Source organism: Delftia deserti, from assembly GCF_042653485.1.
In the GTDB taxonomy this organism is placed as follows: Bacteria; Pseudomonadota; Gammaproteobacteria; order Burkholderiales; family Burkholderiaceae_C; genus Comamonas; species Comamonas acidovorans.
Genome location: NZ_JBHSIH010000001.1, coordinates 5,218,926 through 5,239,337, shown reverse-complemented (window position 1 = coordinate 5,239,337; position 20,412 = coordinate 5,218,926). Strand labels below are relative to the sequence as shown.

At 67.9% G+C, this 20,412-nt stretch carries 22 protein-coding genes and 1 tRNA gene; 12 read left to right on the top strand and 11 right to left on the bottom strand.

Going from position 1 to position 20,412, the window contains the following annotated elements; genetic code table 11:
- The first annotated feature begins 4 nt into the window (after positions 1 to 4).
- The 6 genes from ACFPFG_RS24840 (at position 5) to pth (ending at position 4,135) form a co-directional block, all read left to right on the top strand.
- Entirely contained in the window at positions 5 to 538 is a 534-nt protein-coding gene (locus ACFPFG_RS24840; RefSeq protein ID WP_183020048.1) for an outer membrane lipoprotein LolB, read from the top strand.
- Between the two features lie 70 nt (positions 539 to 608).
- The gene (gene ispE / locus ACFPFG_RS24835; protein ID WP_380108691.1) at positions 609 to 1,472 is read left to right on the top strand and encodes a 4-(cytidine 5'-diphospho)-2-C-methyl-D-erythritol kinase; all 864 of its coding nucleotides are present in this window, start codon (positions 609 to 611) and stop codon (positions 1,470 to 1,472) included.
- Between the two features lie 29 nt (positions 1,473 to 1,501).
- A tRNA-Gln gene (locus ACFPFG_RS24830) sits at positions 1,502 to 1,578 on the top strand.
- A 44-nt stretch (positions 1,579 to 1,622) separates the two neighbouring features.
- Positions 1,623 to 2,582: a ribose-phosphate pyrophosphokinase gene (locus tag ACFPFG_RS24825; protein WP_012207231.1), complete on the top strand. Its 960-nt coding sequence runs from the start codon at positions 1,623 to 1,625 to the stop codon at positions 2,580 to 2,582.
- Positions 2,583 to 2,755: 173 nt separating this feature from the next.
- The gene (locus ACFPFG_RS24820; protein ID WP_183019997.1) at positions 2,756 to 3,385 is read left to right on the top strand and encodes a 50S ribosomal protein L25/general stress protein Ctc; all 630 of its coding nucleotides are present in this window, start codon (positions 2,756 to 2,758) and stop codon (positions 3,383 to 3,385) included.
- Between the two features lie 126 nt (positions 3,386 to 3,511).
- Entirely contained in the window at positions 3,512 to 4,135 is a 624-nt protein-coding gene (gene pth, locus ACFPFG_RS24815; RefSeq protein WP_192366175.1) for an aminoacyl-tRNA hydrolase, read from the top strand.
- A gap of 4 nt (positions 4,136 to 4,139) precedes the next feature.
- On the opposite strand, the gene ACFPFG_RS24810 is transcribed toward pth, so the two are convergent.
- The gene (locus ACFPFG_RS24810; protein WP_183019999.1) at positions 4,140 to 4,403 is read right to left on the bottom strand and encodes a YfhL family 4Fe-4S dicluster ferredoxin; all 264 of its coding nucleotides are present in this window, start codon (positions 4,401 to 4,403) and stop codon (positions 4,140 to 4,142) included.
- 308 nt (positions 4,404 to 4,711) lie between these two features.
- Between ACFPFG_RS24810 and ACFPFG_RS24805 the strand changes: the two genes are divergently transcribed.
- From ACFPFG_RS24805 to ACFPFG_RS24780, 6 genes are all read left to right on the top strand, one after another.
- Positions 4,712 to 5,674 (top strand): ABC transporter permease, encoded by a 963-nt coding sequence (locus ACFPFG_RS24805; protein ID WP_380108688.1) that lies wholly within the window; start codon positions 4,712 to 4,714, stop codon positions 5,672 to 5,674.
- Complete coding sequence (locus ACFPFG_RS24800; RefSeq protein ID WP_380108686.1) at positions 5,671 to 6,594, top strand: ABC transporter permease; 924 nt, start codon at positions 5,671 to 5,673, stop codon at positions 6,592 to 6,594. The genes ACFPFG_RS24805 and ACFPFG_RS24800 overlap by 4 nt, the downstream gene beginning before the upstream one ends.
- 13 nt (positions 6,595 to 6,607) lie before the next feature.
- Positions 6,608 to 7,660, top strand: coding sequence for an ABC transporter ATP-binding protein (locus ACFPFG_RS24795; protein ID WP_380108684.1), 1,053 nt, complete (start codon positions 6,608 to 6,610; stop codon positions 7,658 to 7,660).
- On the top strand, positions 7,657 to 8,514 hold the full coding sequence (locus tag ACFPFG_RS24790; protein WP_380108682.1) for an ATP-binding cassette domain-containing protein: 858 nt from the start codon (positions 7,657 to 7,659) through the stop codon (positions 8,512 to 8,514). The genes ACFPFG_RS24795 and ACFPFG_RS24790 overlap by 4 nt, the downstream gene beginning before the upstream one ends.
- A 129-nt stretch (positions 8,515 to 8,643) precedes the next feature.
- Positions 8,644 to 10,137, top strand: a complete 1,494-nt coding sequence (locus tag ACFPFG_RS24785; protein WP_183020004.1) for an ABC transporter substrate-binding protein — start codon at positions 8,644 to 8,646, stop codon at positions 10,135 to 10,137.
- A gap of 116 nt (positions 10,138 to 10,253) precedes the next feature.
- The gene (locus ACFPFG_RS24780) at positions 10,254 to 11,735 is read left to right on the top strand and encodes an amidase (RefSeq protein WP_380108680.1); all 1,482 of its coding nucleotides are present in this window, start codon (positions 10,254 to 10,256) and stop codon (positions 11,733 to 11,735) included.
- Here ACFPFG_RS24780 and ACFPFG_RS24775 read toward each other — a convergent pair.
- The 10 genes from ACFPFG_RS24775 to ACFPFG_RS24730 all read right to left on the bottom strand — a co-directional run bounded on the left by ACFPFG_RS24775 (position 11,722) and on the right by ACFPFG_RS24730 (position 20,412).
- Entirely contained in the window at positions 11,722 to 12,735 is a 1,014-nt protein-coding gene (locus ACFPFG_RS24775) for a Bug family tripartite tricarboxylate transporter substrate binding protein (RefSeq protein ID WP_380108679.1), read from the bottom strand. The genes ACFPFG_RS24780 and ACFPFG_RS24775 overlap by 14 nt on opposite strands.
- Before the next feature lie 142 nt (positions 12,736 to 12,877).
- Positions 12,878 to 13,903 carry an AraC family transcriptional regulator gene (locus ACFPFG_RS24770; protein ID WP_380110331.1) on the bottom strand — a complete coding sequence of 342 codons (1,026 nt, stop codon included), beginning with the start codon at positions 13,901 to 13,903 and terminating at the stop codon, positions 12,878 to 12,880.
- Between the two features lie 58 nt (positions 13,904 to 13,961).
- Positions 13,962 to 14,804 carry an alpha/beta hydrolase gene (locus ACFPFG_RS24765; RefSeq protein WP_380108677.1) on the bottom strand — a complete coding sequence of 281 codons (843 nt, stop codon included), beginning with the start codon at positions 14,802 to 14,804 and terminating at the stop codon, positions 13,962 to 13,964.
- Between the two features lie 107 nt (positions 14,805 to 14,911).
- Positions 14,912 to 15,556, bottom strand: coding sequence for a LysE family translocator (locus ACFPFG_RS24760; protein WP_183020013.1), 645 nt, complete (start codon positions 15,554 to 15,556; stop codon positions 14,912 to 14,914).
- Between the two features lie 45 nt (positions 15,557 to 15,601).
- On the bottom strand, positions 15,602 to 16,456 hold the full coding sequence (locus ACFPFG_RS24755; protein WP_380110329.1) for a DUF429 domain-containing protein: 855 nt from the start codon (positions 16,454 to 16,456) through the stop codon (positions 15,602 to 15,604).
- A gap of 14 nt (positions 16,457 to 16,470) precedes the next feature.
- Positions 16,471 to 17,352, bottom strand: a complete 882-nt coding sequence (locus tag ACFPFG_RS24750; protein WP_183020014.1) for an EamA family transporter — start codon at positions 17,350 to 17,352, stop codon at positions 16,471 to 16,473.
- Positions 17,353 to 17,458: 106 nt separating this feature from the next.
- Entirely contained in the window at positions 17,459 to 18,181 is a 723-nt protein-coding gene (gene folE, locus ACFPFG_RS24745) for a GTP cyclohydrolase I (RefSeq protein ID WP_013800846.1), read from the bottom strand.
- 129 nt (positions 18,182 to 18,310) lie between these two features.
- On the bottom strand, positions 18,311 to 19,084 hold the full coding sequence (locus tag ACFPFG_RS24740) for an endonuclease/exonuclease/phosphatase family protein (protein ID WP_012207248.1): 774 nt from the start codon (positions 19,082 to 19,084) through the stop codon (positions 18,311 to 18,313).
- A gap of 27 nt (positions 19,085 to 19,111) precedes the next feature.
- Entirely contained in the window at positions 19,112 to 19,588 is a 477-nt protein-coding gene (gene nudB / locus ACFPFG_RS24735; protein ID WP_374618010.1) for a dihydroneopterin triphosphate diphosphatase, read from the bottom strand.
- An 8-nt stretch (positions 19,589 to 19,596) separates the two neighbouring features.
- Positions 19,597 to 20,412, bottom strand: coding sequence for a CsgG/HfaB family protein (locus ACFPFG_RS24730; RefSeq protein ID WP_380108674.1), 816 nt, complete (start codon positions 20,410 to 20,412; stop codon positions 19,597 to 19,599).

The following is a 20,412-nucleotide window of genomic DNA, read 5'->3' as shown; positions in this document are numbered from 1 at the left end:
CACCGTGCCCGGCCTGCCGCATCCCACTTTTGCACGCCGGCAACTGTGCACCACGGCGGCCGCCGCCGCACTGCTGGCCCTGGCCGGCTGTGCCCTGCCCCCCCGCCAGCTGCAGGCCGACACAACCGCACCCGCCGCTGCAGGCCACTGGGCGGGCCGGCTGGCGCTGCAGGTGGAAGATGCGCAAAACCAATCCTTCAGCGCAGGCTTCGAGCTGCTGGGCACGCCCCAGCGCGGCGAGCTGCTGCTGTTCACACCCCTGGGCTCGACACTGGCGCGTCTGCTTTGGGAGCCGGGACAGGCAAGCCTGCAGCAAGGCGAGGAGCGCAAGACATCGGACTCGCTGCCGACACTGGTGCAGGAGCTGACGGGCAGCGATCTTCCCATTTCCGCCCTGTTCGACTGGCTGCAGGGCCGGGCCACCGCAGCCGCAGGCTGGCAGGTCGATCTCTCCCGCATGGAGCAGGGCCGCCTGTCCGCCCGGCGCCATGACCCGCAGCCGCCGGCTGCGCTGCGCATCGTGCTCGACACGCCCTGATTTCCGCCTGGCGCGCCTGCTCCATCCCCAGCTGCCGCCCCTGCCTCTTTTTCCTCATCCTCTCCAGCCCATGCGCTCGCTCCACGACGTGCCGGCTCCGGCCAAGCTCAACCTGTTCCTCCACATCACCGGTCGCCGCGCCGATGGCTATCACCTGCTGCAATCGGTCTTCATGCTGCTGGACTGGCATGACACGCTGCACTTCGACAGGCGCGGCGATGGCCGGATCAGCCGCGAGGACCTGTCGGGCATGGCCCTTCCTGCCGACGATCTCATCGTGCGGGCCGCACGGGCCCTGCAGCAGGCCACCGGCTGCAGCGCGGGCGTGCACATCGGCGTGGAAAAGCGCCTGCCGGCGCAGGCCGGAATGGGCGGCGGCTCGTCGGACGCGGCATCGACCCTCATCGCACTGAACCGCCTGTGGCAGTTGAACCTGACGCGGCGCGAGCTGCAGCGCATTGCACTGGACCTGGGCGCCGATGTGCCCTTCTTTCTGTGCGGCGGCTCCGCCTGGGTGGAAGGCATAGGCGAGCACATCAGGCCGCTGGAACAGGACCATGCCCTGCCGCCACAGCGGTTCGTGGTGGTCAAGCCCGAGGCAGGGCTGGAGACCCTGTCCATCTTCCGCGACGCAACCCTCAAGCGCGATCATGCCCATGCTACAATCGAAGACTTTGCTGCAGATCACTATGGCTTTGGCCAAAACGACTTGCAGCCTGTCGCCGAAAGGCTGCAGCCTGAAGTGAAAAAAGCCATTGATTGGCTCAACTCATTCAAACTGCATGCTAGAATAACGGGCTCGGGAAGTGCAGTATTTGCACCACTGACGCAAACGATTGACTTAAAGGATGCCCCTGGCGCCTGGAGTGTCAGAGTTTGCGGCAATCTGCAGGCCCATCCTCTCAAGGATTGGCTGGAAGATGAAAGTTTATAGGCTGTCTGCCTGCGGCAGAAGGCCTGTGTAGGGGAGTCGCCAAGTTGGTAAAGGCACCGGATTTTGATTCCGGCATGCGAGGGTTCGAGTCCTTCCTCCCCTGCCAAACGTCTTTCGCGTCAAGGCAAACCCATCGTACTGGGGCGCTCAATGCATTCACATCATCCTGACATCATGGTCTTCACCGGCAATGCCAATCCTGGCATGGCCACTGAAATCGTTCAGCACCTCGGCACCACGCTGGGTGCAGCCGACGTGGGTCGCTTCTCCGATGGGGAAGTCGCCGTCGAGATCAAGCAGAACGTGCGTACGCGCGACGTCTTCGTCGTGCAATCCACCTGCGCACCGACCAACGACAACCTGATGGAACTGCTGGTCATGGTGGACGCTCTCAAGCGTGCATCGGCCGAGCGCATCTGCGCGGTGATTCCCTACTTCGGCTACGCCCGCCAGGACCGCCGCCCGCGCTCCACCCGCGTGCCGATCACGGCCAAGGTCGTGGCCAACATGCTGCAGGCCGTGGGCGTCGAGCGCGTCCTGACCATGGACCTGCACGCAGACCAGATCCAGGGCTTCTTCGACATCCCCGTGGACAACATCTATGCCACGCCGGTGCTGCTGGGCGATCTGCGCCAGAAGAACTACGAAGACCTGATCGTCGTCTCCCCTGACGTCGGCGGCGTGGTCCGCGCACGTGCGCTGGCCAAGCAGCTCGGTTGCGACCTGGCCATCATCGACAAGCGCCGCCCCAAGGCGAATGTCTCCGAAGTCATGCATGTCATCGGCGACATCGACGGCCGCAACTGCGTGATCATGGATGACATGATCGACACCGCCGGCACGCTGGTGAAGGCGGCCGAGGTGCTCAAGCAGCGCGGTGCCAAGAGTGTCTATGCCTACTGCACGCACCCGATCTTCTCGGGTCCGGCCATCGAGCGCATCGGCAACGGCAATGCCCTGGACGAGGTCGTGGTGACCAACACCATCCCCCTGAGCGCCGAAGCACAGGCCTGCGGGAAGATCCGCCAACTGTCCGTGGCCCCCCTGATCGCCCAGACGATCCAGCGGATTTCCACCGGCGATTCGGTGCTGAGCCTGTTCTCTGAATAAAATACCGGCCCCTGTGGTCGGAACCCAGCAAACCTCCTTCGGGAGGTTTGCGCGTTCCGGAGTGGTTTCAGGACCATCCCGGGACACCGCAAGAGCAGCCTGGCCCGCATCGGACAGGCGTTCTTTTATCAACGGATGAGGCTGGTCGCGGTCCATCCATCTAGGAGTTAGTTATGCAATTCGTCGCTTTTGAGCGCGCCAAGCAAGGTACGGGTGCGAGCCGCCGTCTGCGCAATTCGGGCAAGGCCCCTGGCATCGTCTACGGCGGTGCTGCCGAAGCCCAACTGATCGAAATCGATCACAACGCCCTGTGGCACGCCCTGAAGAAGGAAGTGTTCCACTCCAGCATCCTGGACATGGAAGTCAACGGCCAGACCTCCAAGGTCGTGCTGCGCGACGTGCAATTCCACCCCTACAAGCAGCTCATCCTGCACGTGGACTTCCAGCGCGTTGACGACAAGACCAAGGTTCACCTGAAGGTGCCGCTGCACTTCGAAGGCATGGAACAGTCCCAGGCCGTCAAGGTCGAGAACTGCACGATCACTCCCCTGGTCCATGAACTGGACGTGGTGTGCATGCCCGCCCAGCTGCCCGAGTTCATCACGGTGGACCTGAGCGGCCTGACCTCCAAGTCGACCCTGGGTCTGCAAAACGTCAAGCTGCCCAACGGTGTGAAGGCTGTGGTGCGCGGCTCCAACAAGAACCCGGCCCTGATCTCCATCAAGCTGCCCGAAGTGGCTCCTGATGCATCGGCAGCTCCCGCAGCAGCCCCGGCCGCTCCGGCCAAGAAGGGCAAGAAGTAATTCTTGGCTTTCCCTTGCGGCGGCTGCGGCTGCCGCAAACCTGCAAAAGGCCCACCTCGCGTGGGCCTTTTGCATGGGGGAGGACCCTCACCCGCCTGCTGCGACCGCCATGGAGATAATCGCCCGATGATCAAATTGTTTGTCGGCCTGGGCAACCCCGGGCCGGAGTATGAGGACACCCGCCACAACGCGGGCTTTTGGTGGATTGATGCGCTGGCGCGCGAACTCAAGGTCCATCTGGTGCCCGAGCGCAGCTACTTCGGCCTCATGGCCCGTGCCAGCGTGCGCGGCGAGAACGTCTGGCTGCTGCAGCCGCAGACCTTCATGAATCTGTCGGGCAAGTCGGTGGGTGCGCTGGCGCGCTTCTTCAAGATCCAGCCCGAGGAAGTCCTCGTGGTCCATGACGAACTGGACTTCGAGCCCGGCCAGGTCAAGCTCAAGCGCGGCGGCAGCCACGGCGGCCACAACGGCCTGCGCGATATCCATGCCCAGCTGGGCTCGGCCGACTACTGGCGGCTGCGCATCGGCATAGGCCACCCGGGGCACAAGGCCGAAGTCGCCAACTGGGTGCTCAAGAAGCCCGCACCCGACCAGCGCCAGCTGATCGAGGACAGCATCGCCCATTCCCTCAAGGCCTGGCCCGAACTGCAGGCCGGCAACATGGACAAGGCAACCCTGCTGATCCACACCACCAAGCCGCCGCGCCCCAAGCCGGTGCGCCCGGCCACGGCCGAGAGCGACAAGGGCTGAACGTTCAGGAAGAAGCGGGAGCCCGGGACTGGAGGCGCAGGTACTTCTGCATCAGCGTCTCGCGGTCTTCCACATGGGCGGGATTCACGGGAATGCAGGCCACCGGGCAGATCTGCACGCACTGGGGCTCATCGAAATGGCCCACGCACTCCGTGCACTTGCTGTGCTCGATCTCGTAGTACTCCTCGCCCATGGAGATCGCATCGTTGGGGCACTCGGGCTCGCAGACATCGCAGTTGATGCATTCGTCGGTGATCATCAAAGCCATGGCAGGTCCCTCGCAAGTGCCAGCCACGCTCCGGGCCGGGCGGGCCCATGCGCCCCGAACGGGCCTTGCAGCAAGGTGGCATCAGTCATGCCGCCATTATCCTGTCCGTCACATAAGCATGAAGGCTGCACGGGCAAGCCCGGCGCCCTGAAATCGACGGCCGCGTCCCCGTCCATCGGGGCCCTGCCGCGTCAAAGGCCGCTATGCTGCGCGCATGGGCCGTGCGCAGTACCATTCGGGCCCCTCCAAGAACAACCCACCCACTCCGCCGACGTGACCGCCACCCACCCTGCCGAGGCCGATTGCCCATGAGCATCTTTCTGCTCAAGCGCCTGCTGATGCTGGCAGCCACGCTGCTAGGCGCATCGGCCGTGGTTTTCGGCGTGCTGGAGGTGCTGCCCGGCAATGCCGCCCAGACGCTGATGGGCCCCGATGCCGCACCCGAGGCGGTGCAGGCGCTGGCCGTGCAGCTGGGCCTGGACCAGCCGGCCTGGCAGCGCTACCTGCAGTGGCTGCAGGGACTGTTGCACGGCGACATGGGCCAGAGCTACGCCTACAGCACACCGGTCAGCGAGCTGGTGCTGGAGCGGCTGGCCGTCACCGTGCCGCTGGCCGTGATGGCCATGCTCATCACGACCGTGCTGGCACTGGCCGCCGGCATCTATGCCGCATCGCGCCACAACCGCTGGGGCGACCTGGGCGTCATGGGCCTGGCACAGGTCGGCATCGCCATCCCCAATTTCTGGTTTGCCATCCTGCTGATCCTGGTGTTCTCGGTGAAGCTGCAATGGTTTTCCGCCGGCGGCTTCCCCGGCTGGAGCGAGGCCGACGGCGGCGGCCCGCTGCAGGCACTGCAGGCGCTGCTGCTGCCGGCCATCTCGCTGGCCGTGGTGCAGGCTGCCATCCTGGCGCGCATCACGCGCTCGGCCGTGCTGGAGGTGCTGCGCGAGGACTTCGTGCGCACGGCCCGCGCCAAAGGCCTGTCGCGCCGTGCCGTGCTCTGGGGCCATGTGCTGCGCAACGCCATGATTCCCGTGCTCACGGTCATGGGCCTGCAGTTCGCCCAGTTGCTGGCCGGCACCATCGTGGTGGAGAACGTGTTCTACCTGCCGGGCCTGGGCCGGCTGATCTTCCAGTCCATCGCCAACCGCGACCTGATCGTGGTGCGCAACTGCGTGCTGCTGCTGGCAGCCATGGTGGTGGTCATCAACTTCATCGTGGACGTGCTGTACGCGGCCATTGATCCGCGCATCGAGGCCAGCGACGTATGAGCCAGCCGCACAGCCCTCCTTCTCCCTCGCCCTCCAACCCGCCACCGGGCCAACGGACCACGCGGGCCGTCACCCTGGGCGCGCCCGCCGGAGCGGGCCGGCGCATGCTGGGCCACCGCAGCTTCCTGCTGGGAGCGGTGCTGACCGCGCTGCTGCTGCTCACGGCCCTGCTGTCTTTCTGGTGGACGCCGGGCTCTGCCTACGACATGGACATGGACGCCAAGCTGGCTGCACCGGGCGCCCTGCACTGGCTGGGCACCGACGCCTATGGGCGCGATGTGGCCTCGCTGCTGTTCCTGGGCGCGCGCAGCTCCATCCTGGTCGGCGTGATTGCCGTGGGCATCGGGCTGTCGATGGGCGTGGCGCTGGGTCTGGTCGCGGCAGCCTGCAGGGGCCGGGTGGAAGAGGCCATCATGCGGCTGGCCGATTTCAGCTTTGCCTTTCCCGCGCTGCTGTCGGCCATCATGCTCACGGCCGTGTTCGGCGCAGGCATCGTCAATGCCATCATTGCCATCGGCATCTTCAACATTCCCACCTTCGCGCGCATCACGCGGGCATCGGCCAAGGCCGTGTGGGCGCGCGAATACGTGCTGGCCGCACGCGCCTGCGGCCATGGCCGCGCCAGCATCACCTGGCGCCATGTGCTGCCCAACATCCTGCCGGTGCTGGTGGTGCAGGCCACCATCCAGTTCGCGCTGGCCATTCTGGCCGAGGCCGCCCTGTCCTATCTGGGCCTGGGCACGCAGCCGCCCCAGGCCTCCTGGGGCCGCATGCTCAGCGAGGCGCAGACCCTCATGTTCCAGGCACCGCTGCTGGCCGTGTGGCCGGGCCTGGCCATTGCGCTGTCGGTGCTCGGGCTCAACCTGCTGGGCGACGGGCTGCGCGATCTGCTCGACCCGCGCCTGTCGCGCCAGCGCTGAGGAAGGCACGCGCATGCCCCTGCTCGAAGTCTCCGGCCTCACCATCACCTTGCAGACCCCGCGCGGCCGCGCGCGCGCCGTGCAGAACCTGGAGTTCATCCTGGAGCGCGGCGCCACGCTGGGCCTGATCGGCGAGTCGGGCTGCGGCAAGTCGCTGACCGCCCTGGCGCTGATGGGCCTGCTGCCAGAGCATGCGCAGGTGGACGGCAGCATCCAGCTCAACGGCAAGGAGCTGCTGGACATGGACGAGAACGCGCTGTGCCGCCTGCGCGGCAATCGCATGGCGATGGTGTTCCAGGAGCCCATGACGGCATTGAACCCCGTGCACGGCATCGGCCGCCAGGTGGCCGAGCCGTTGCGCCACCACCTGCGCCTGGGCCGCCAGGCCGCGCGCGCGCATGCGGTGGCGCTGCTGGAGCGCGTGGGCATTGCCCGTGCGGCCCAGCGCTATGACGACTATCCGCACCAGTTCTCTGGCGGCCAGCGCCAGCGCATCACCATCGCCATGGCCCTGGCCTGCGGGCCAGATCTGCTGATTGCCGACGAACCCACGACGGCGCTGGACGTGACCGTTCAGCAGCAAATCCTGGACCTGCTGCAGGAACTGGTGGCCGAGCATTCCATGGCCCTGCTGCTGATCTCGCACGACCTGGGCGTGATCGCGCAGAACGTGGAGCAGTTGCTGGTCATGTACGGCGGCAGCGTGGTCGAAAGCGGCATGACCGAGGCCATCTTCGCGCGTCGCGCCCATCCCTATACGCGCGGCCTGTTCGCGGCCAGGCCCCAGCTGGATCTGTCCGCCCCCGGCAGCCTGCCGCCGGCCCGGCTGCCCACCATCGCCGGCACCGTGCCCGAGCTGGTGGACCTGCCGGCCGGCTGCGCCTTCGCGGGCCGCTGCAGCTTCACCGAGCCGGCCTGCCACAGCGAGCGCCCGCGCCCCCTGGTACTGGAGCGTCCGCAGCGGCCCACGCCCGCATCCCTGCAGGCCTGGGCCCAGCCGCATGTGGTGCGCTGCCGGCGCCCCGAGGCCATGGCACCGGGCCAGCCTGTACAGGAATGCGCATGACAGGACACCCCCTCCAGGCGCCACCGGTCCAGACGCCACCGGCCGCCGATCCGCCCCTGCTGCAAGTGACAGGCCTGGCCCGCAGCTACCAGCTGCCGCGGCGGTCGCTGTGGCGCGCGCCGGAGCAGGTGCATGCGCTGCGCGGCGTGGATTTCACGCTGACGGCGGGGCGCAGCCTGGGCGTGGTGGGCGAGTCGGGTTCAGGCAAGTCCACGCTGGCACGCCTGGTCATGGCGCTGGACACGCCCAGCGCCGGCAGCGTGCAGCTGCTGGGCCAGGATCTGCACAGGCTCGGCAACCAGGCCCTGCGCATGGCGCGCCGCGATTTCCAGATGGTGTTCCAGGACCCCTACGGCTCGCTGGACCCGCGCATGACGGTGGAGCACATCGTCTGCGAACCCCTGCTCGCCCAGCCTGCGCCGCCCGAACGCAGCGCGCGGCGCGACCTGGCCCGCGCCACGCTGGAACAGGTCGGGCTGCGCGTACAGGATCTGGACAAGTACCCGCACGAGTTCTCCGGCGGCCAGCGCCAGCGCATCGCCATTGCACGCGCCCTGGTCACGCGGCCCCGCCTCATCGTGGCCGATGAGCCCGTGAGCGCACTGGACGTCTCGGTGCAGGCCCAGGTACTGAACCTGCTGCACGATCTGCAGCAGCAGCTGGGCCTGTCCTATCTGTTCATCAGCCATGACCTGGCCGTGGTCCAGCACCTGTGCGACGACGCCATCGTGCTGAGCGAGGGCCGCATCGTCGAGCGCGGAGTGCCGCGGCAGCTGTTCCACGCCCCGCAGCACCCGTATACGCAGGCCCTGGTCCGGGCCGTGCCGCGCATCGCCCTGCAGCACCGGGCCTGAAAGCTGACGGCCGCCCGCGCGGGCCAGGCCCCCAGGGCCGCGCACCCGTGCGCCGTGGTGTAAAAACACTGCTGCAGGCCGCAGACAGCGGCCCGAGAACCATTTGCAAGAATTTCCGGAGACCTGTTCATGTTCAACCGCCGTTCCCTGCTGGCCAGCTCCGCTGCTGCCGGCCTGCCCCTGCTGATGCCCTGGCCTGCGCTGGCCCAGAGCCGCAAGGACAGCATCACGCTGGCGATGACGCTGGAGCCCCCGGGGCTGGACCCCACGGCCGGCGCCGCATCTTCCATCGGCGAGATCGTGCTCTACAACCTGTTCGAGACGCTGACCAAGATCAACCCGGACGGCAGCGTCTCGCCGCTGCTGGCCGAGAGCTGGGAGGTCTCGCCCGACCTCAAGACCTACACCTTCCGCCTGCGCAAGGGCGTGAGTTTTCAGAACGGCGAGCCCTGCAACGCCCACAGCGTGAAGTATTCCTTCGACCGGGCGGGCGACGACAAGAGCACCAACAAGGACAAGCGAACCTTCGCCGCCCTGTCCACGCGCGTGGTGGACGACCACACCGTGGTCGTGATCAACAAGGACATCGATCCCGACTTCCTCTTCGTGCTCGGCCAGGCGACTTCCATCATCGTCGAGCCCAAGAGCGCGGCCACCAACGCCACGCGCCCCGTGGGCACGGGGCCCTACCAGTTGGGCAACTGGAGCAAGGGCGCCTCGGTCACGCTCACGGCCTGGCCGCAGCACCGCATGGCCTCCGGCCTGCGCATTCGCCGCGCCAGCTTTCGCTTCATCTCCGACCCTGCGGCCCAGGTCGCTGCGCTGCTGGCTGGCGACGTCGACGCCTTTCCGCGCGTGACGCCGCGCAGCGTGGCCCAGTTCAAGGCCAACGGGCGCTTCCAGGTCGTGGTCAGCGGCTCGCGCGCCAAGACCATCCTGGCCATGAACAACGCACGCAAGCCCCTGGGCGATGCGCGCGTGCGCCGCGCCATCGCCGCGGCCATAGACCGCAAGGCCGTGATCGACGGCGCGGGTGACGGCTACGGCCTGCCCATCGGCAGCTACTACGTGCCCACGGCCTTCGGCTATGTGGACACCACGGGCATCAACCCCTTCGACGTGGAAAAGGCCAAGGCGCTGCTGGCCGAGGCCGGCGTCAAGACCCCGCTGGAGCTGACCATGACGCTGCCGCCCACGCCCTACGCGCGCCAGGGCGGCGAGGTGATTGCCGCGCAGCTGGCCAAGATCGGCATCCGCGCCAAGCTGCAGAACGTCGAATGGGCGCAGTGGCTGTCGGGCACCTACACCCTCAAGAACTACGACCTGACGCTGATCTCCCATGTCGAGCCCTTCGATCTGGGCAACTTCGCCAAGCCCGACTACTACTGGGGCTACGAGTCCGCCCAGTTCAACGAGCTGTACGACAAGATCAAGAACGCCTCGCGCCCCGCCGACCGCTCGCGCCTGCTGGGCGATGCCCAGCGCCTGCTGGCCCAGGATTGCGTGCACGCCTTCCTCTACACGCCGCAATGGGTCACCGTGGCCAACAAGAACCTGCGCGGACTGTGGAAGGACATGCCCATCTTCGTCAACGATCTCTCGGCACTGTCCTGGGCCGCCTGAGCCGCGCACCGCCTGAACCGCGCACCGGCTGAGCCACAGGCGACAGGCGCGCCGGTGGCCCCGGGCCACACTGCGGCAGATCTGCCGCTGGAACCACCATCCTCGAGGAAGCCGCGATGACTGGAACGACACAGGCCCTGCACGACCTACCCGCCCATGCGCTGCTGCGCGCCTACCGGGAGCGCAGCCTCTCGCCCGTCGAGGTCATGCAAGAGCTGCTGGCCCATGTGCAGCGCTGGGAGCCGGCCCTGGGCGCCACCTACCTGCTGCGCCCCGAGGCCGCACTGGCCCAGGCACGCGCCAGCGAGGCCCGCTGGCTGCGCGGCGAGCCGGCAGGCCTGCTCGACGGCGTCCCCGCCACGGTCAAGGACAACATCGCCACGCGCGGCGACCCCACCCCCGTGGGCACGGCCGCCACGCCCCAGGTCGCCGCCCCGCTGGACGCACCGCCCGCAGCACGGCTGCGCGAGGCAGGCGCCATCCTCTTCGCCAAGACCACCATGCCCGACTACGGCATGCTGTCCTCGGGCCTGTCCTCGCTGCACGGCAACACCTTCAACCCCTGGGATCCGGACAAGACGCCGGGCGGCTCCAGCGCAGGCGCGGGCGCCGCTGCGGCGGCCGGCTACGGGCCGCTGCATGTGGGCACGGACATTGGCGGCTCCATCCGCCTGCCCGCAGGCTGGTGCGGCATCTTCGGCCTCAAGCCCAGCCTGGGCCGCGTGCCCATCGACCCGCCCTATACCGGCCGCTGCGCCGGCCCCATGACGCGCAGCGTGGCCGATGCCGCGCTGATGATGCAGGCGCTGTCCCTGCCCGATGCGCGCGACAGCATGGGACTGCCGCACCAGGACATTGCCTGGAGCGGCTTCGACATGGACCCCGCCCAGGTGCGCGGCCTGCGCATAGGCCTGCTGCTGGATGCCGGCTGCGGCCTGCCCCTGCAGCCCCGCGTGCGTGCCGTGGTGGAGCAGGCTGCGGCCTGGCTGGAATCGGCCGGCGCCCATATCGAGATCATCCAGCCCTGGCTCACCCGCGACATGCTCGACGGCCTCGACCATTTCTGGCGCATGCGCTCGCATGTGGAAATGCAGTCGCTGCCGGACGCCCAGCGCAGCGTGGTCCTGCCCTTCATCCGCGACTGGGCCGACAGTGCCCGGTCCATCACCGCCACCCAGCTGTTCGTGGCCAGCCAGCAATCGCACCTGCTGCGCGTGGCCACGGTGCGTGCCACGGCGGCCTTCGACTATGTGCTGTCGCCCGTGGCGCCCATCACGGCTTTCCCGGCACACCTGCCCAGCCCCACCAACGACCCGTTGCGACCGCTGGAGCACATTGCCTTCACCGTGCCCTACAACATGTCCGAGCAGCCCGCCGCGTCCGTGCCCTGCGGGCATGACGGGCAGCTGCCCATCGGCGTGCAGATCGCGGGCCGCCGCTTTGACGACCTGGGCGTGCTGCGGCTCAGCCGCGTGCTGGAGCAGCTGCGGCCGCCGCAGCCTGCCTGGCCACAGCCCCTGCAGCCTGGCCAGGACGGTGGCGACAGCGAAGACGGGGCACAGGCACGGGCACGAGCAACGCCGGCTACTCCAGCCTGATTCCCGCCTCCTTCACGATGCGCGCCCAGCGCGGCAAGTCACGCGCCATGACGGAGGCCAGCTCCTCGGGCGTACCGCCTACCGGGCGCAGCCCCATGGCCGCCAGGCGGCCGCTGAGTTCGGGCGAGGCCACGATGCGCCGCACCTCGGCCGAGAGCTTCTCCACGATGGGCCGGGGCGTTCCCGCCGCCACGAAGGTGGCAAACCAGCCATTGGCCTCGAAGCCCGCCAGCCCCAGCTCGGCAAAGGTGGGCACATCGGGCAGCGCCGGATGGCGCTGCATGCCGGTGATGGCCAGGATGCGGATCTTGTCGGACTTCAGGTGCGCATTGGCCGAGGACACATCGATGAAGCCCGACGACAGCTGCCCGCCCAGCACATCGTTGACCAGCGGCGCCGCGCCCTTGTAGGGAATCAGCGCCAGATCCAGCCCGGCCCTGGCACGCAGCAGCTCGCCATGCATGTGCGAGGAAGTGCCGTTGCCGTAGTTGCCGTTGCTGTACTTGCCCGGATGGGCCTTGACCAGGGCGATGAACTCCTGCAGCGTCGTGGCCGGCACGTCGCGCGGCACCACGAACAGGTCCGAGGACAAGGCCACCTGCGATACGGGGGCAAAGTCCTTGAGCACGTCATAAGGCATCCTGGCGTACAGCGCCGGAGACTGGATCATGGCCGTGATGCCCAGCAGCAGCGTATGGCCGTCGGGCGCCGACTTGGCCACCACATCGTTGCCGATGATGCCGCTGGAGCCCGGCCGGTTCTCCACCACCACCGGCTGGCCCCAGGCCTGGCTCAGTTGCTGGGCAATGATGCGGCCGATGATGTCCGTGCCGCCACCCGCCGGATAGGGAATCACCATGCGCAGCGGCCTGGACGGATAGGCACCGCCTGCCGGCTGTGCAAAGGCGATCGGCGATGCCGTTCCCAGGGCGGCACCCAGTGAGGCGCTGGCAGCGCATGCCAGCGCTGCCCGCAGGCAGCCGCGTCGGCTCGATTCCATGGCTTGTCTCCTTGTCCTTCGGTGCTCCGCCCTCGTTGGCGGGGCGGTGTGCCCTGCCGCAGTGGCAGGATCCATGGACAGTGTGGCCACCGGGCCTTCAGCCACCAATCGCCGATCGTCTCAAAATGATTGGCAAAAAAGATCAGCGGCCGCGATGCTGGGCCTGCCGGTAGGCGCCCGGCGGCAGGCCGGTCCAGCCCTTGAAGGCGCGGTGAAAGGTGCTGGCCTCCGCAAACCCCACGCGGGCCGCGATGTCGGCCAGGGTCAGATCCGGGAGGTTCAGCAATTCGATGGCGGCGTCGCGGCGCAGGTCGTCCTTGAGGGATTGGAAGCCCAGGCCTTCGTCGCGCAGGCGGCGGCGCAGCGTCTGCGGCGTCATGGACAGCGCGGCGCCCACCTGCTCCAGCGAAGGCAGCTCCCCCGCCAGATCGCGGCGCAGCAGGCGGCGGATGCGCTCGCCCAGGCGCGTGCGGTCGCGGTAGCGGATCACCAGGCCCATGGCCGCCTGGTCCAGGAATTCGGCCAGGCTCTCCGGGGTCTGCACCACGGGCAGCTCCAGCCAGCGCGCATCGAACTCCAGCCCCGTGAAGTCGCGGTCCCGCTGCAGCGGAGCCAGGAACAGGCGCTGCGCTTCCGTGCCATATGGCATGCTGGCTCCGGCCGGCGCACACACGCCCGTCAGTTCTATCCTGCGCGACACCAGCCAGGACATGACGCCATAGCCCAGAAAGCAAAAGGAACGCTCGGCATAGGCCAGCGGCGCATCACGCTCGCGCAGCGACACCATGGCGATGCGGGCCACGCCATCCACCACCTGCAGCCGGGGAGCGAAGTCGCGCAGCACCAGGCGGTAGAAACGCAGCCCGGCCTGCAATGCCTCGCCCAGCGTGCGGCAGGGCAGCATGGTGCGGCAGGCCTGGGCAAAACTGCCCACGGGCAGCGGATGGCGGCACAGGCCCCACAACTCGTCGCGGCAGACGCGGCGCAGCACGCGGATCAGCGCCGCGTACTGCGCCTGGGTCACGCGCGACAGCGGCGCATCCAGCAGGGCCGGCGCAATGCCGGCGCGGCGCAGGATGGCTGGCACATCCATGCCATTGCGCTGCACGCCCTGCACGATCTGCAGGACCTGGGCAATGGCAATGGTGTGGGCCGTGGTCTGTGGCATGGGCTTGGTGGAGACGGCATCTGATGGGCCGATCAAGGCCTGCCCGCCATTGTCTCCATCAATGGCCCAGATATCGATCCAGGAATCCCAGCACCCGCTGCTCGTAGGGCTTGGGCGCGTAGTCGTACAGGTCCACATGTGCGGCGCCCTCCACCATCCACAGCGCCTTGGGTTCACGCGCCGCATCGAACAGCTCGCGGGTTTCTGCGGGCGTGGTGTGCCGGTCCTGCAGCCCGGCCGCGATCAGCACGGGAGCGCCCAGCGCCTTCACATGGTCGATGGGACGCAGTTGCGCCAGCTCCAGATGCAGGCGCAGCGGCAACTGCCACGCCAGCAAGGGCGTGACCACGTCCGCCAGCCAGCCGATGTGCGCGCGCACGCGGTTGTCTATGGCCTGCCGGATGTCGGGGAACACGGACTCCAGCACCACCGCATCCGGCCCCGGCGCCACATGGGACAGAAGCAGGGCCGCGCCCCCCAGCGAGACGCCGATCACCGCCACTTTCTCACCCGGCAGCTGTTGCCGCACATAGGCCATGGCGGCACGCACGCCCGCGCCCTCCGCCATGCCGAAGCCGATGCGCTCGCCACTGCTTTCGCCATGCGCGGGCAGGTCGATCAGGCAGACGGAGTACCCCTGCCGATGGAGCGTGCGCGCACGCGCCAGCATGGCCAGCCGGTCGGCGTACACGCCGTGCAGCAGCAGCACGGCACCATGGCCCGGCTGCCCCTTGGCGAACCAGCCTCGGACCTGCCCGCCCTCGTCGGTGGGCAACTGCAGCTTCTGGACCGGCCAGTCCGCAGGCGGCGCGCCGACAGGCTGGTGGTCCGGCTGGCTCAACAGGCTGCCCACCAGCCAAGCCGCCGCCATCAGCAGGGCCAGTCCGGACAATCCGGCCATCAGCAAGGCGGCAGGCCATGAAAGATTGCGCAATCGGGAAAGCATGGCGTGGACTGTGCCACGGCCCGGCCCTTGCGCCGTGGCCCGCAGCGAAAAGCAGAGTATTCCTAACGCTGCACCAGGGCCAGCCGCACAGCCATGCCCAGGAAGACCAGCCCGGCCACGCGGTTGAGCCAGTTCTTCGCACGCACGGATCGCTGCAGCAGCACGCCGAACCAGCCGGAGCAGCAGGCGATGGCGCCGAACACCAGCAGCGCCGCCAGCATGAACACGCAGCCCAGCACCATCACCTGGGTGGCCACGCTGCCGCGCGCGGGGTCCGCGAACTGCGGCAGAAAGGCCAGGAAGAAGATCAGCACCTTGGGATTGGTGAGGTTCATCACCACGCCACGCCCCACCCAGCGCAGCGCCCGTGCGGGGGTCAGCGGGTCGGCTGCGCCAGCGGGCGGCATCTCGCCCGGCCGGGCCACGGCGCGCAGCGCGCCCCAGGCCAGCCAGGTCAGGTAGGCTGCTCCGCACAGTTTGATGGCCATGAACAGCAGTGGCGATGCGGCCACCAGCGCCGCCAACCCCAGCGCGACGGCCGCCGTGTGCACCACCAGCCCCAGGCACAGGCCCAGCACCACGCACAGGCCCACGCGCCAGCCGCGCTGGGCAGATTGCATGAGCACGAACAGGTTGTCGGGCCCCGGGCTCAGGCCCAGCAGCACGGCCACGCCGAAAAAAGCCAGCAAGGTTTCAAAGGTGGGCATCGCTTCTCTCTTTTCTATTCATCGCATTTTCCAGCGCGGCTTGGGTCAGGCTTGCGCCGTGACGATCCAGCCTTCCAGCGGGTCCAGGTCGTGCGGCAGCCCGTAGAGCGCATCGCCCTGCACATGGCGGGCCGCCGCCCAGGCGGCCTGCAGCATGCAGATTGCGGCGTCCAGCCGGTCTGCGCTGCCGTCTGCCAGCAACTGGTTGCGGGTTTCTTCTGCGTCGATACGCAGGCGCAGGGCCAGCGGGTTGTCGCCGCGCTCCAGCGCCGCCAGCAATTGCACGCGCGCCTGATGGCGTTCGGGCGTTTGCCGCGCGGGTTCGTCGCTTTTGTAGCTGAGGCGGCCGATCACGGCGCGCGCCAGCATGCCCGGGTAGGCTTCCAGCGCCACGCGGCGCGCATCGCCTTCGCCGGGCGGTTGCAGGCCCGGCAGGTGTACGCCGGCCGCGCGCAGCAAGGGCAGCCCCGCATGCAGCATGTAGGCCACGGGCGGGTTCACCCATTTCATGGAAGGGCTGGCACCGGCAGGCCCGTCCGTGGCCCGGTGCGCGAATTTGCCGCCTGCGGGCCGCGCCGCGCAAAAGGCCTTGAACTGCTCGCGTATGGCCTGGCGCGTGAGGCCGGCGTAATGGTCCATGCAGGCCGCCCAGTCCGTGGGCCAGCCCAGTTGCTCCACCAGCTCGCGGGGCAGGCCGAAAGGCAGGTCGAAGCCACCCACCCAGGCGCCCTGCTTGGCGTCGGCGGGCCGGGCCAGCCAGGCGGACCATTCTTGCAGCGAGGCGAACTCCAGCAACTCCTGCAGGACCACCTGGCCATCAGCCAGCCAATGGCCCAGGGCCATGGTGATGGGCTTGCGCGCCGTAGGCCGGCTGCTGAAATCGCAGCCCAGAACCTGCATCGCGGCCATGGCGCTCAGCCCAGGCCCAGCGCGGTCACGCCCACCGCGATGCACACCGCGCCCGCAATGCGTGCCAGGCGATCGCCTTCGCGCAGCATGTGCCCGCCGATCAGCGCCGCGAACAGCATGGAGACCTCGCGGGCAGGCGCCACGTGCGACATGGGCGCATCCTGCATGGCATAGAGCACGAGAACGTAGGCGATGGGGCTGATCAGCGCCACCAGGGCCGCGAAGCGCCACTGCGCGCGCCACAGATGCCGGGCCGTGGGCAGGTCGCGCAGCACCACGGGCGCCAGCAGGAACACGCGCACGAAGTTGCCCATGTAGTCGATGAGAATGGGCGACATCAGCAGCAGCTTCACGCCATAGCCGTCCACCACGGTGTAGCTGGCGATGAAGGCGCCCGTCAGCAGGCCGTACCACAGGCCCATCCTGAGCCGTTCGCGGGCTTCGGGATCATGGCGCGCGCGCAGCAGGCCGGGGCCTCCCGCGATCAGGAACACGCCAACCACCACGCCGGCAATGCCCAGCACGCCCAGCGAGGAAATCTGCTCCCCCAGGAACACCACCGCCACCATGGACGACAGCAGCGGCCCCGAGCCGCGCGCCAGCGGATAGACCACGGTGAGGTCCGCGCTGCGGTAGCCGCGCAGCAAGGTCACGTAGTAGGCCACGTGCAGCAGGCCGCTGGCCAGCACCACCAGCCATTCGCTGCGCCCCCATGTGGGCACCACATCGCGCCCCACCCACCAGCCCAGCGGTGCCCAGATCACCATCATGATGACCGAGGTGAAGAAGGCAAAGCGCGAATCACCGCCTGCCTTCTTGGCCACGATGTTCCAGCCGGCATGGATGAGGCCGGCGACGATGATCAGGGCAAAGGCTTGCAGCGACATGGGCAGGTCCGGGGGAAAGCGGGGCGTGGCGCAGGAAAGAAAAAAGGCCGCGCACTGCGCAGCCTGGGGTGTTGTGTGAGGCGTCCGAGGACGCCACCCCGGGGGTTTACCTGCGGCTGGACACCAGCGAGAGGAACTCGCGGCGCAGTTCAGGATTGGTGAGGAAGGCGCCGCGCATGACGGAGTTCAGCATCTTGCTGTCCATCTCGCGCACACCGCGCCAGGACATGCAGAAGTGCGAAGCCTCCATGACCACGGCCAGGCCGTCGGGGCGGGTCTTGTCGAGGATCAGGTCGGCCAGCTGGATGATGGCCTCTTCCTGGATCTGGGGGCGGCCCATGATCCAGTCCACCAGTCGCGCGTACTTGGACAGGCCGATGACATTGGTGTTCTTGTTGGGCAGCACGCCGATCCAGATCTTGCCGATCACCGGGCACAGATGGTGGCTGCAGGCGCTGCGCACCGTGATCGGGCCGACGATCATCAGCTCGTTGAGGTGCTCGGCGTTGGGGAACTCGGTGATGGCGGGCTGCGCCACGTAGCGGCCCCGGAACACCTCGTTGACATACATCTTGGCCACGCGGCGCGCCGTGGCGCGCGTGTTGTGGTCGTGCGTGGTGTCGATGACCATGCTGTCGAGCACGCCCTGCATCTTGTCCTGGACTTCGTCGAGCAACAGCTCGAGTTCACCGGGCTCGATGAATTCGGAGATGTTGTCGTTCGCATGAAAGCGCTTTTGCGCCTGCTTCAACCGTTCGCGGATCTTGACCGAGACGGGGGTGCCCTCGGCCTGGCTGTCTTGTTTCATGTCGACGAGTTCTCTGAACATGGCTGGCATGGTAACAGCGAAACCCGCGGCATGGCACGCAAGGGATTTTCCACCCAAACGCAGGTTCTGCCCGCGCCGAAAGCTATCATTTCAATAGCGAAAGAATGGCTTGTGTGACAGAACCCGGGGCTAGAGGCGGAATTCGGCAATCAGCGGCAGATGGTCGGACATGCGCCACCAGATGCGTCCCTTGGGCACATGCAGGCCCAGCGGGGTGAGGCCGCGCACGTAGACGTGGTCCAGCTGGGCCAGCGGCAGGCGCGAGGGATAGGTGGGCACGCTGGGCAATTCGTCGTACTCGTACAGACCGAAACCGCCGAGCATGCGCTTGATCTGGCCACCCCAGTCGTTGAAGTCGCCAGCCACCACCACGGGCGCGCCGGGCGGCACCTCGCGCTCGATGAAGCGCTTGAGCTGGGAGACCTGGCGCACGCGACTGCCGGGGATCAGGCCCAGGTGCACCACGATGGTGTGCACGCGCCGGTTCTGCACCTCCACCTCCACATGCAGCAGGCCCCGCTGCTCGAAGCGGTGGTCGGAGATGTCCTCGTGCTGGTGGCCCACCACGGGCCAGCGGGTGAGCAGCGCGTTGCCGTGCTCGCCATGGCGCGTGTAGGCATTGGTGCGGTAGACGGCCTCGTAGCCCAGGGGAGCCAGGTACTCCGCCTGCGACACCTGGGGCCAGCGCTCGAAGTAGGCGGCCTCCTTGTGGTTCATCTTGCGCACTTCCTGCAGGCAGACGATGTCGGCATCGAGCTGCTCCACGGCGTGGCCCAGGTTGTGGATCTCAAGACGGCGCACGGGACCCATGCCTTGCACGCCCTTGTGGATGTTGTAGGTCGCGACGCGCAGTATGGACGGGCCGGGGTCCACCTCGTGGGAGGATTTCACGTTGTCAGTCATAGGCGGTCAGGAACACAGGGATCGGGATCAGTCCAGCTCCAGTGGAGCGAATCGCGGCAGCATCAGGATGGCTTCCGCATTGGACGGGGAGTAGCAGCGCTCGGCAGCGCCATGCCAATGATGCCAAGCAGATGCGGTATGTTCCCTCGGATTCAAGAACACAGGGGTGTAGGACGGAATCCGCAGGCCGAAAACCCTCTCGCGGTTGTGCCATACACCGGGCGCATAGCGGTGCTGCCAGGCCGGGTAGATGGTGTAGATGTTCTCCAGCGCCCAGTCCTGCAGCAGGCAGCCGGGCGCCTCGGCATCGATGCCGGTTTCTTCCCGCACCTCGCGCACCGCGGTCTCGCGCCAGGACTCGCCCTCATGGTCCTTGCTGCCCGTCACCGACTGCCAGAACTCCCCGCCCTCAGGCGCCGGTGCCGTGCGGCGCATCAGCAGCACCCGCCCGTCATCGCGGTAGATGACGACCAGCACCGACTCGGGGATCTTGTAGCCGGGCATGCTTGGCATCAGCCCTTGCCCTGGACCGCTTTGGTCGCCACGGGAGGCGGCAGATCCTTGGCCTGCAGCGCGCGTACCTGATGCACAAGCTGGTTGTGCGCATCCAGAAAGGCAGCGGCGATGACCTTGCCCTCGTTGGTATTGCTCCAGCCCGCGCCCGCCGCGCCCAGGCGGCCCAGCACCATGCCGCCCACGCCCAGATCGGTGGTGCGGGCGGCACCCGTGGCGGCCGCCACCTGTTCGGTGGTTTCGTTGTCCGACAGCAGCAGCGCGGTCTGCGCCTCCTTGAACTTGACCTGCTCGACCAGTCCGACCAGCCCCGCGATGTCTCGCAGCACCGGAATCATGCCGACCACGCCGGCCAGGCCCCGGCCCGCGTCCTGCTCGCTGAAGGTCAGGCTGGGCGTCAGCGTGTACTGGGCCTCGTAGCCCCGGCCCTTGCGCACCGTGGAGTTCTCGCGCAGCACGCCGGCGTTCTTCAGGTCCTGCTCCTGCACCGTGCCGCGCAGGCCCGCCCCCCGGTCCACCACGCGGAAGCAGCCGCTTTGCTGTGCCAGCAGCTTGATCAGCGGCACGGGCGAGGCGGGCAACTGGTAGCCCGACCCCATGATGTAGCCGTTGGGATTCTCGGCCAGGGCCAGCGTGGCCACGGGCGCGTCGCAGCGCACGAGTTCGCGCGAGCCATTGTTCGCGCCCAGGGGGCCGGCCGAGCCAGTGATCTCCGAGCCGCCCTGCCCCAGCTCGGTCTTCTTTTCCCCGCAGCCGGACAGGCCCAGCCCTGCCAGCACAGCCAGCGCCACCGATGCAATGCCTTGAAAACGCAT

Coding starts and splice junctions, on each gene's coding strand:
- ispE (WP_380108691.1), top strand. CDS start 609: ATGCGCTCGCTCCACGACGTGCCGGCTCCGGCCAAGCTCAACCTGTTC.
- ACFPFG_RS24775 (WP_380108679.1), bottom strand. CDS start 12,735: ATGGAATCGAGCCGACGCGGCTGCCTGCGGGCAGCGCTGGCATGCGCT.
- pth (WP_192366175.1), top strand. CDS start 3,512: ATGATCAAATTGTTTGTCGGCCTGGGCAACCCCGGGCCGGAGTATGAG.
- ACFPFG_RS24755 (WP_380110329.1), bottom strand. CDS start 16,456: ATGCAGGTTCTGGGCTGCGATTTCAGCAGCCGGCCTACGGCGCGCAAG.
- ACFPFG_RS24730 (WP_380108674.1), bottom strand. CDS start 20,412: ATGCGTTTTCAAGGCATTGCATCGGTGGCGCTGGCTGTGCTGGCAGGG.
- ACFPFG_RS24805 (WP_380108688.1), top strand. CDS start 4,712: ATGAGCATCTTTCTGCTCAAGCGCCTGCTGATGCTGGCAGCCACGCTG.
- ACFPFG_RS24760 (WP_183020013.1), bottom strand. CDS start 15,556: ATGCCCACCTTTGAAACCTTGCTGGCTTTTTTCGGCGTGGCCGTGCTG.
- ACFPFG_RS24770 (WP_380110331.1), bottom strand. CDS start 13,903: ATGCCACAGACCACGGCCCACACCATTGCCATTGCCCAGGTCCTGCAG.
- ACFPFG_RS24810 (WP_183019999.1), bottom strand. CDS start 4,403: ATGGCTTTGATGATCACCGACGAATGCATCAACTGCGATGTCTGCGAG.
- ACFPFG_RS24820 (WP_183019997.1), top strand. CDS start 2,756: ATGCAATTCGTCGCTTTTGAGCGCGCCAAGCAAGGTACGGGTGCGAGC.
- ACFPFG_RS24750 (WP_183020014.1), bottom strand. CDS start 17,352: ATGTCGCTGCAAGCCTTTGCCCTGATCATCGTCGCCGGCCTCATCCAT.
- nudB (WP_374618010.1), bottom strand. CDS start 19,588: ATGCCCGGCTACAAGATCCCCGAGTCGGTGCTGGTCGTCATCTACCGC.
- ACFPFG_RS24740 (WP_012207248.1), bottom strand. CDS start 19,084: ATGACTGACAACGTGAAATCCTCCCACGAGGTGGACCCCGGCCCGTCC.
- folE (WP_013800846.1), bottom strand. CDS start 18,181: ATGTTCAGAGAACTCGTCGACATGAAACAAGACAGCCAGGCCGAGGGC.
- ACFPFG_RS24825 (WP_012207231.1), top strand. CDS start 1,623: ATGCATTCACATCATCCTGACATCATGGTCTTCACCGGCAATGCCAAT.
- ACFPFG_RS24780 (WP_380108680.1), top strand. CDS start 10,254: ATGACTGGAACGACACAGGCCCTGCACGACCTACCCGCCCATGCGCTG.
- ACFPFG_RS24800 (WP_380108686.1), top strand. CDS start 5,671: ATGAGCCAGCCGCACAGCCCTCCTTCTCCCTCGCCCTCCAACCCGCCA.
- ACFPFG_RS24765 (WP_380108677.1), bottom strand. CDS start 14,804: ATGGCCGGATTGTCCGGACTGGCCCTGCTGATGGCGGCGGCTTGGCTG.
- ACFPFG_RS24785 (WP_183020004.1), top strand. CDS start 8,644: ATGTTCAACCGCCGTTCCCTGCTGGCCAGCTCCGCTGCTGCCGGCCTG.
- ACFPFG_RS24790 (WP_380108682.1), top strand. CDS start 7,657: ATGACAGGACACCCCCTCCAGGCGCCACCGGTCCAGACGCCACCGGCC.
- ACFPFG_RS24795 (WP_380108684.1), top strand. CDS start 6,608: ATGCCCCTGCTCGAAGTCTCCGGCCTCACCATCACCTTGCAGACCCCG.